Genomic DNA, 7,411 nt, shown 5'->3' with positions numbered 1-7,411 from the left:
GCATAAAAGGACGTGTTGCAACCACCACTGGAATCCGCCGGAGAAAGCACCGTCATAAGTGACCTAGCGTCGGGAAGGGTGCCCACATATCTGACCGGGCGTCGGAGAAAGCACCCACACATCTAACCGGGCGTCGGAGAAAGCACCGTCATAAGTGACCGGGCGTCGGAGGGAAAGTGCGCTGCGTAGACTGGGGATATGGGCGAGAGCCGCGACCTGCTGACCACTGAGCAACGCAGCCTGAACATGTCCAAGATCCGGGGCAAGAACACCAAGCCGGAGCTTTTGGTCCGTCGGCTCCTACATGCGAAGGGCTACCGTTACCGGCTCCATGGCCAGGCCGCGGGCGGGAAATTGCCGGGCAATCCGGATCTCGTGTTTGCCGGACGGCGCAAAGTGATTTTCGTGAACGGCTGCTTCTGGCACTTCCACGATTGCAAGGCCGGCCAGCACGCACCGACGGGAAACGCGGATTTCTGGGCAACCAAGCGCAACCGCACCCGGGAGCGCGACGCCGGGCAGCGCAATTTGCTGAGAGCCTCGGGATGGGAGGTTCTCACCGTGTGGGAGTGCGAAATGCGGGACCGTTCGGCTTTGGAGAATCAGCTCACGCAGTTCCTCGACGGCGGCCAAACAGGAAATAGCTCAGCGGCCCGAAGAAATTGATGAAGCTTGCGGCCCGCCAAAGAGCCTTGTTTCCCCTGATCTGGGCCGCCGGGGTCTTGGAAATGCTGCGCTGCGCCGCGACAAGCAACCCCATCTGGACTGCACCTGTCACGAACACTCCCACCCGTTGCCCGGGGGTCATGTCCTTCCAGGTCTTCTTCTTTTTCTTGTCGTGCATGATGCCTCCATCTGCGGTGACTTGCTCTTTCAGGCTAGTCTCCCCGCCGCCCGGACGGAACACGCCCCGACGGAACAAGCAGGCACCTCACAGTCGCGCCTGGCGCACCACTTCTCCCCAGGACTGCTGTGCCAGGTCCGCGACGGAGGCAAGGATCTCGGCCGGCGGCAGTGACAGGTCCAGCGGGTACTCCACGATGTCGATATCGGTGTTGAGTATCCGCCGCAGCTTCATCTCTCCCTTGCCGGCGTAGACCAGCCACGCCGTGGGCACCCGCAGGGCAGTGCAGTAGGCAAGGAGTTGATAGTGATCCGCGTTCAACGATGCTCCGGAATCCGTAGCCGAGACGTATTTCGAGTCGTACACCACCACGGGCCTGCCGCCCAGGAAATGCACGGCGTCGGGGCGCACAGTGAGCCGGTCCGAATCCCGCACCGCTTCGTTGAGCGTGGCGCCGTATTGAAGCCGCATTTCACCCGGATGTGCCCGCATCGCGTGGCGCAAAGCCACACCCACGAATTCCTCAAACACAGTGGACATGTCCACCACAAACGAGGCAGCCTGCTGCTTCCCCTCACCCGCTTCCGCAGAAGCGTTGCGCAGGATGAGTTCCGCCAGGCGAAGGGCAGGGTGGTAGCGGAGGTTCATCCGGTTGGCCTGCCACTTCGGGAGGGGCGCTCCGGACTGCAGCCGCGTGACGGCGTCGAGCTTTCCCTTGAGCTGCCGCAAGCGGCTCAGGACGTTTTGCCGGACGCCCGGAACCTTGCCCATCCGTTCAAGGGCAGCTCGGAGGATGCGGTTCTCGGCGATGTCCTCAGTGAACTCATCGTAGGAAACCTCCAGCGGAACCAGCATTCCGGGGCGGCGGGAGATCTGGTCCGAGATCCGGATGCGGCCCTTCACGGTCCGGAGGGACTCATCCACAGTGAGGTAGCCCTGCAACGGACCGCGGCTGAGCGCCCGCTCCGCCAACTGGGCAAGGGACTCCGCGAGGGCGCTCCACAGGTCCTTGTGCTCGACGGCGGCAACCGCATCCTCGCGAAAACCCTGGTCGCCGGCATAGCTCAAGAGGAAGAGCAGCCGGTTCAAGCCAAGCCGGTCTTTGGGCCGTACTTCGAATTGGACCGTCGGGGTCCGGACGGACCCTACCTTGCCTGCAGGCTCGATGCGGTAGAGGCCCATCCCCATGGGCGAGGCTTTCGCCAGCCCGCTCGAGTTGAGGAAGGCGGCGGTGTCCGCATCAAGCTTCTCCACCAGCCCGCCGGAGAGCTCATCCATGACGATGTGCCGCACAGCCGCAGCCTTCGTTGAAGCGCGGACCGCGGGCATTCCGATAGCCGGGGCGCGGGCCGGCCGCGGTGGCGCGGTCTTAGCGGACTGCAAGTCGACCCAACAACTGGTCCAGCCCGAAGCGCTCCTCCAGCTGGGCCCGGTTCAACTGCCCGTGGTAGTGCTCCTCCAGGAGTGGCATGAGTTCGTACTTCCAGATCCGGCGCAGCCCGGCGGGATCCTGGGCCGCGTTCTTCATGAAGTAGGAGGGGCCGATCATCAGGTCCCGGTCCCAATCGTCGATGGAGTCGTTCAGGGCATCCAGGAGGTCCGCGTTGAGCGTGTCCAAGCCGCGGGCCGCGAGGAAGCGCCGGAGCGAACCGCGGATCGGTTCCACCTTGGGATGCAGTTCCACGAACGCGAAGCGACGGCGGATTGCCGCGTCCATCATGGCGATGGAGCGGTCTGCCGTGTTCATGGTGCCGATGATGTAGAGGTTGTCCGGCAGGCTGAACGGTTCGTTGGGGCTGTATTGGAGGTAGATGCGGTCGTCACGGTATTCCAGAAGGAAGTACAGCTCGCCGAACACTTTCGCCAGGTTGGCCCGGTTCATTTCGTCGATGATGAGGAAGTACGGCTTGTTGGAGTTCCCTGGCTTCGCGGCTTCTTCCGCCAGGCGGCGCAAGGGCCCGGCCACGAGCTTGAACGACACCTGGCCGTCGTCGGTCTTGTCCGGCCGGTATCCCTCGAAGAAGTCCTCGTACGCGTAGGACGGGTGGAACTGGACCAGCTTGACGCGCTCATCGGTGCTGTCACCGGCGAGCTCGGCCGCCAAGTGCTTCGCGAGGTAGGTTTTTCCCGTTCCGGGAGGGCCGTAGAGCACCAGTTGGCGGTTCTCCTCGAGGAGGTCGGCGATTTCCTTGAGTGGCTCAAGCTCCATGTGGAGGGAAGCTGCGAACTCTTCGGTGAGGGGGCGGAACCCTTCAATCACGGGCTCGACGACGGCGTCCGGGGCGGCGGCTTCCTCGCCGTCGGACTCGGCTTCGGCGGGCAGGAGGGACTGCAGAGACTGGATGACCCTCGTGACGTCCACAACGATCCCCGAGGTGGAGAGCTGGCGCTGGACGTGTCGCGGGGCCTCGGCGATCGGGTGGGTCTCATCGAACCAACGCACCTTGCGGCGCAGCCGGCGGTTGTCCTCGTTGTGTTCCGGTTCGCCCAGGACCACGCCGATCCTGATGGCTCCGGAGTGCTGGTAAAGCGCCAGGTCGCCGGGCTTCATCACGGTCAGGAACGCGAACACGGCGGTTTTGGTGTCCTCCCGCTCCACGTAGCCGAGGTGCTTGTAGTCCTCGTCCACGGCATGCTGCACCAGGCCCGCTGTTACGCCGGGGGCGAGTTCGCGGAGGTGTTCGACGTCGAGCGTCGCCTTTTCCTCGTCCCGCCAGGCGGCGAGGAGCTCGGCGGAGTCCTGGTGCGTGCGCAGCAGCCACGCCCGGCGTCCGGGATCCCCCACTTTGCGCCACTGGCTGACGAGCTGGCGGTCGTACCAATCGATGCGCTGGCCAGCCTGTTCGTCCAAGTACAGCCGGATGCGGTGGACGTCCGCGGTGATGTCGGTTTCCGTTTCGCCATGGGCCCCGCCGACCAGCGAGGCGAAGGCGTCCCGGATTTCGCGCCGCTCGACGTCGGCCACCACGGGCTCGAAGTAGCTGGGCCACACCAGGTATTCGATGCTGCGCCGGATGGCCGGCTGATCCTCGGGAGTTGCCACCGCGAGTTCGTGGAATTTCAGCGGGTCCTTGAGGGCTTTGTTGATGCTGGCGTTGGACTGGCCATCCACGTGCGCCACGAACCGGCACAGCCAGGTCAGGTGGTCCCAGATGGTCCAGTTGAATTCCGCGGTCCGGTCACGGATCACGCCGTGATCGGTCATGCCTTGGTACAACTCCTTGGGAAGCTCAAGCTCGGGATCGAGCCAGGACGCGGCTTCGGCAACGCGGGCGCGCTTCACCTTGAGCGACTTGACCTCGTGCGCCAACGGCAGGGACTGCAGGAAGAGGAGTTCGACGGCGAGCAACTTGGCCTCGCGCGAAGCTCCTTCCAGATTTTGGCGCAGATTGGTCATCATGGGCGCCTTCGGGTCTGCGACGCCACGTTCCAGGCGTTCCAGAAGCTCGCCGGCGGCGTCCACCGTCCAAGTGCGGGTACTGGCGTCGAGCGCGGAAGCCTTGCCTTGCAGCCCCGGGCCCAGCACGAACCACGCCGCATCTTCGATCTCCTTGGAGATACCGGGGGCACAGGTCAGTGGGGTCTTGGTGGAGGGAGTCACCATGCCAACTTACATGGTTTAACTGAACGGTGGCACCAGAAAAAACGGCACCCCCGCCACAGGCGTCCCGTGCCTTGCCTTCTGCCACACAGGCCCCACAACTCGCCTTCCGCCGCATGCATCCCGGGCCAAGGCGGCCCGGAAGTTCAGTGCATTCCGAAGCGATAGCGGGCCGGCACCGGCTCCCCGGGGCACACTTCCTGCCACAAGGCGGCGATCCCGTCCTCACCCTCCCGGATGTCCGGTATCTCGACGCCTTCCCGCAAGATCTGTGCGGCCGCCTGGCGTTTGCCGACCCCCGCGAGGGCGAGCGCCGTCAGGAAGCGGACGCGTCCGACGTCGGACAGTCCGGCAGGTGCCTCGACCGCCAACTCGAGTGCTTGGGCCGGGCTACCGTGCCGGATGCTGAGGTTCATGGCTTCGGTGAGCAACGGCAGGTTTGACGGATCCATCCGGGCCGCCACCGCCAGTTCAGCCAAGCCCTCGTCAGGCTGGTCGGTGGACAACAGGGCAAGGGCCCGGCCACGGAGGGCAAGGACCCTCGAACGGAGCGAGAGGTCCTCGCCGACCAGGGCGGAATCGTATCCGGCGATCGCACCTGCGAGGTCCTGGCGGGCGTGCTTCATCGTGGCCAGATGGAACTGGGCCTCCGCTCCGCCATCCTTGGCCAGGAGTTCTTCCCAATCGGCTCCAGCCACGAAGGTCCCGGCGCCCAGGAAACTCGCACCATCAAGCAGGCTGTGCCACGGGCCGGTTTGCTCGATGGCTTCAGGCGTCGGATCTTGAGGGAACGGCGTACCGGTTTCGTCCACCCATTCGCGGCCCGAGTGCCGCCACCGGGCGCTCTCCAACGCACCCCAAGCGCTGCCGCGGACCAACATCTCCTCCGGAGCAAGGGCAAAGTTCCGCGTCGCTTCGGCGAGGGCGTCTTCGAGCTCCGCATCCGGGACGAGATCCTCAAGCCGCGTGCTGGCATGGGCGACGGCACCGTCCCAATCCCGGTCGTGGGAGATCGCGGGATCCAGCTTGGCGTTGCCATAGGCCTCTACCCAACTCCACTCGGCGCGGGCAGGCATGGCCAGATGCTCGAACTGGGTCTGGGCGAGCCCTGCCTGGATTTCGGCGTAGGGGCCGGCCCCGGGGCTGAGCCACTCCTGCCAGCGCTTTCCGCCGTCGCCCTGGCCCCAGACGAACAACTTCTTCCCGCGCAGGAGGCTCGTGGACAGCATGGCCAGGCCGTCGCCGTCGTGATCCACTGCGGCGATCCAATGCCGGTGCCCGGGCTCGATATCGAAGAAGAAGTCCGCGGCGTGCGCGCTGTTGACCAGCCAGGTGGCGTCCATGCCTTCGTGATCCGTGGGGCGGACACGGGCGATATCTGTGGTGTAGTCGCTGCCGAACGCCTCCGAGGAGGGAGCGATCACGCGCGTTTCCGGGGTCTCGGGAACGGCGGCATTGCTCCACCAGTACATGGGGACTTCGTGGTCATGGGGGTTCCTGATGCGGACGGCCGTGAGCAGGGCGTCCGAGTCCTCCGGAAGCCACATGTCCACTTGGAAGACCACCTCGCGGAGCCGTTCGAACTCCCACATGCGCAGGACGTCATGGCCTTCGGGTGTCTTGACGATGGCGGTGTGCAGCGGATCGCACGTGGTGGGTGAGTGCCCTCGGGTTCCGATGTTCCATTCGAGCCCGCCGGCGAACCACGCCTTGCGAAGGGCTATGTTGGCGAACTGCAGGGTCCCATGGGTGTGCAGGAGCTGCTTTCCCGACGCTTTGTCGAAAAGCTCCCACAGCCGGCCACCCAGGGTAGGCAGGACGACGGCTCGCAGCTTGCTGTTCTCAAGCACGACGGCGGGTACGCGGTGGCCAGTCCGTTCGCGGGAGTAGCCGTCCTGCATCAGGTAGGGGAACATGTTCGGCACTTGGCCGTAGCGGGCCGCGGCCTGCAGTTCCTCCGGGACGCCGTCGCCGATCCTGTATGGCTGGTCCAGTTCGGCGGTGATCACCGGCAGCGGGCTTTCGGGACCCAATTCCGCCATGTTCAGGGTGATGGTGTCGAAACGCAGGTTTTGCATCTTTATGACTCCCCAAGGCTCATTTCAATCGCAATGTTTCATCTATCCTCGACGCAAGTCACCGCCCTGTAAAGGCCTGTCCACGGTAGGCCGTAAAGAGCGTCAGCGGGAGGCGGCGCGGGCGGCCCTCACCACGTCCCGGTTGGTGACCATGTACGCCGTCGGATCCTGCTGCCCCGGCGCCTCGAGGGAACCGGTCCGGCTCTTCCACGTGGAGACCGTGGTCTTGGCCGACAAATGGACCGCGCTCAGTCCGGCCGCGTGCAGGGCCGGGATATCGTTCAAAACCAGTCCGCCGCCGGCCATGACCTCGATCCGCCCCGCCGCCCGCTGGACCATGCGCTCGAGGGTCGTGAGCCCGGCCCCAACGGTGGGCGCTCCCCCGGAGCTGAGCACTCGCGTGAAGCCAAGTTCCACGAGCTGCTCGACGGCGGCTGCCGGATCCGGGGTTTGGTCGATGGCCCGGTGGAATGTCAGATGGGCATCGGGGTTGGCCTCCAAGGCCGCGGCTGCGAGCTTTCGAGTCGCCCGCACGTCGATGTCGCCGGCGGCAGTGAGCACTCCGATCACCACCCCGTGTGCCCCTTGGGCGAGCAGGAACCGGATTTCCCGCTCCATGGTGTCCACATCGGTGTCGGAGTAGATGAAATCTCCCGGCCGGCTTCGGATGAGCGGGTGGATCTCAAGCCTTCCGGCGGCAGCTTCCTGCGCGGCATCCATGAGGCCTTGGCTGGGGGTCAGTCCCCCGAGCTCCAAGGCGCTGCACAGTTCGATTCGGTCGGCGCCTTCTTCCGCGGCAACGACGGCGCCCTGGGCACCGACGGCGACGATCTCGAGTTTCATGGGGAAACTCTACGTCCACCGGCAGTGCCAAATCGTGGGTGCGGG

General features: G+C 65.2%; 6 protein-coding genes. 1 reads left to right on the top strand and 5 read right to left on the bottom strand.

Annotation, left to right across the window (positions count from 1 at the left end; translation table 11 throughout):
- Window positions 1-198: 198 nt before the first annotated feature.
- Window positions 199-666: a very short patch repair endonuclease gene (locus L0B83_RS07650; RefSeq protein ID WP_234757809.1), complete on the top strand. Its 468-nt coding sequence runs from the start codon at window positions 199-201 to the stop codon at window positions 664-666.
- Here L0B83_RS07650 and L0B83_RS07645 read toward each other — a convergent pair.
- The 5 genes from L0B83_RS07645 to L0B83_RS07625 all read right to left on the bottom strand — a co-directional run bounded on the left by L0B83_RS07645 (window position 608) and on the right by L0B83_RS07625 (window position 7,366).
- A complete protein-coding gene (locus L0B83_RS07645; RefSeq protein ID WP_234757808.1) occupies window positions 608-844 on the bottom strand; it encodes a PLDc N-terminal domain-containing protein in 237 nt (78 codons plus the stop codon). The genes L0B83_RS07650 and L0B83_RS07645 overlap by 59 nt on opposite strands.
- An 87-nt stretch (window positions 845-931) precedes the next feature.
- Window positions 932-2,122 carry a 5-methylcytosine restriction system specificity protein McrC gene (locus L0B83_RS07640; RefSeq protein WP_234757817.1) on the bottom strand — a complete coding sequence of 397 codons (1,191 nt, stop codon included), beginning with the start codon at window positions 2,120-2,122 and terminating at the stop codon, window positions 932-934.
- 91 nt (window positions 2,123-2,213) lie between these two features.
- The gene (locus tag L0B83_RS07635; RefSeq protein WP_234757807.1) at window positions 2,214-4,448 is read right to left on the bottom strand and encodes an McrB family protein; all 2,235 of its coding nucleotides are present in this window, start codon (window positions 4,446-4,448) and stop codon (window positions 2,214-2,216) included.
- A 143-nt stretch (window positions 4,449-4,591) separates the two neighbouring features.
- On the bottom strand, window positions 4,592-6,523 hold the full coding sequence (locus L0B83_RS07630) for a DUF5107 domain-containing protein (RefSeq protein ID WP_234757806.1): 1,932 nt from the start codon (window positions 6,521-6,523) through the stop codon (window positions 4,592-4,594).
- A 102-nt stretch (window positions 6,524-6,625) separates the two neighbouring features.
- On the bottom strand, window positions 6,626-7,366 hold the full coding sequence (locus tag L0B83_RS07625; protein WP_234757805.1) for a copper homeostasis protein CutC: 741 nt from the start codon (window positions 7,364-7,366) through the stop codon (window positions 6,626-6,628).
- Window positions 7,367-7,411 lie beyond the last annotated feature (45 nt).

This window comes from Arthrobacter alkaliphilus (assembly GCF_021483235.1).
GTDB classification, from domain to species: Bacteria; Actinomycetota; Actinomycetes; order Actinomycetales; family Micrococcaceae; genus Arthrobacter; species Arthrobacter alkaliphilus.
This window is presented reverse-complemented; position numbering and strand designations above follow the sequence as displayed.

What these genes read in the sequence shown, in the direction of transcription:
- L0B83_RS07650 (WP_234757809.1), top strand. Translation starts at nt 199, where the DNA reads ATGGGCGAGAGCCGCGACCTGCTGACCACTGAGCAACGCAGCCTGAAC.
- L0B83_RS07645 (WP_234757808.1), bottom strand. Translation starts at nt 844, where the DNA reads ATGCACGACAAGAAAAAGAAGAAGACCTGGAAGGACATGACCCCCGGG.
- L0B83_RS07640 (WP_234757817.1), bottom strand. Translation starts at nt 2,122, where the DNA reads ATGGATGAGCTCTCCGGCGGGCTGGTGGAGAAGCTTGATGCGGACACC.
- L0B83_RS07635 (WP_234757807.1), bottom strand. Translation starts at nt 4,448, where the DNA reads ATGGTGACTCCCTCCACCAAGACCCCACTGACCTGTGCCCCCGGTATC.
- L0B83_RS07630 (WP_234757806.1), bottom strand. Translation starts at nt 6,523, where the DNA reads ATGCAAAACCTGCGTTTCGACACCATCACCCTGAACATGGCGGAATTG.
- L0B83_RS07625 (WP_234757805.1), bottom strand. Translation starts at nt 7,366, where the DNA reads ATGAAACTCGAGATCGTCGCCGTCGGTGCCCAGGGCGCCGTCGTTGCC.